Annotated in this window: 2 protein-coding genes; both read left to right on the top strand. The window is 37.6% G+C overall.

Annotated features, from left to right (window positions below; genetic code table 11):
* The first annotated feature begins 247 nt into the window (after positions 1-247).
* On the top strand, positions 248-517 hold the full coding sequence (locus ENL20_01875; GenBank protein HHE37306.1) for a hypothetical protein: 270 nt from the start codon (positions 248-250) through the stop codon (positions 515-517).
* Positions 518-615: 98 nt separating this feature from the next.
* Positions 616-1,754, top strand: a 1,139-nt coding sequence (locus ENL20_01870) for a sigma-54-dependent Fis family transcriptional regulator (protein ID HHE37305.1), incomplete at its 3' end; no start/stop codon positions are given.

Here is a 1,754-nt window from a genome sequence, read left to right as displayed (position 1 = left end):
ATTATCAACTGTATTTTTAGTTGCAATACTTTCATCCTGCAGTTATCATTCAAACACATATCCCACGGAGTTGAAAGATCCCGAAATTCTTACGAAAGATTTCCTGGATGGAAGTTCAACAATATCTGTAAGAAATGATGAAATTGAATTTCCTAAATGGAGTTTTCGAATTTTTGGAAAGCGTATTCTTCCTAAACTGAACTCTGAACAAATCCTCTATGTTCGAGATTTGGAACGATTGAGAAAATTGCATAAACATCAGCAAAAGATCTCAAGAATAAGAGCCAGGAACGAAGCAAAAATACAAAAACTAAAAGTAAAGAACGAAACTGAGATTTCAAAGCTTCAGAAAAAAATCGACGAAATAAATAACTTTCCTGATGAAGAAGAAAGTTTCAGTTCCAGTTTTGGAATTGGCTTATATACACATAAACACAAGAAAAAAGGCTTCGATTACATCTATAATGAGAAAACTTTATTCTGGGGCGTAATTAAATGGGGAAAACGAAAAGCGTGATAATGCTTTTCTTTAAAATCATAATCTTCTTAAGCCTGAAGGCTTGACAAACCCTTGTGCGTTTTCAAATTAAACATGGAGGTCTCAAATTGCCTAGGATTTTGATAATTGATGACGATTTTGCAGTAAGAACATCTTTGAGTCTGATCTTGAAGCAGAACGATTTTGATGCTGATACCGCAGAAGGACCTAAGCAGGCAATAGACATTCTGCGCGAAAATAAATTCGATCTTATCGTATTGGACATGAACTTCACGATGGAAACTTCCGGTGAAGAAGGTTTGAAGTTACTGAAAGAGATCAAATCGCTACTTCCAACAATTCCTGTTATTTTGATAACTGCCTGGGGAAGTATAGAATTAGCCGTACAAGGCATGAAACTTGGAGCTCTTGATTTCATCACTAAACCTTGGAATAATGAGCATTTCCTCCAATCTGTTCGCACTACTCTACATCTTTCAGGGCAGATGGGAAAAGCAGAAACACTCTCTCGAAAACAATTAGATGAAATGTATAATTTTGATGATCTAATAGGGCGTGATCCTACTTTTTTGAAAGCTTTAGAAACCATAGGTCGTGTAAGTTCATCAGAAGCATCCGTTTTGATTTTGGGAGAAAGCGGAACAGGGAAAGAACTTTTTGCCGAAGCTATTCATCGTAATAGCGGCCGAAAAAATCAGCCGTTTGTGAAGGTTAATCTGGGTGGTATCTCATCTTCTCTTTTTGAAAGTGAAATGTTCGGCCATGTTAAAGGTGCTTTTACCGATGCAAAAAGCAGCCGTATTGGACGTTTTGAAATGGCAAATACAGGCAGCATTTTTCTGGATGAAATCGGCGAACTGGATCTCAGCAGTCAGGTTAAATTACTGCGTGTGCTGCAGGATCGCTGCTTTGAAGTGCTTGGTTCCAGTAAAACAAGAGCAGTGGACATTCGAGTTATTTCTGCTACCAATCGTAATTTAAATGAAATGGTAGCCGAGGGTGAATTCCGTGAAGATCTCTTTTACAGGATTAACCTGATCGCTATTTCGATTCCTCCGTTAAGGGATCGTCCTGGAGATATTCCACTTCTGGTAAATCATTTTGTAGAAAAATTGAGAAAAACCTATAAACGACCAAGTTTACGTATCAGTAATTCTGCCATCGAATGGATGAAGAGACTTTCCTGGCCAGGAAATATCCGAGAATTAAAAAACCTGGTGGAAAGAGTAATTCTGGTTTCCAATAAAGATGTGAT

This window comes from Candidatus Cloacimonadota bacterium (assembly GCA_011372345.1).
Classification (GTDB): domain Bacteria; phylum Cloacimonadota; class Cloacimonadia; order Cloacimonadales; family TCS61; genus DRTC01.
Note: the sequence above shows the minus strand (reverse complement) of the source record. Positions and strands in the feature narration are given on the sequence as shown.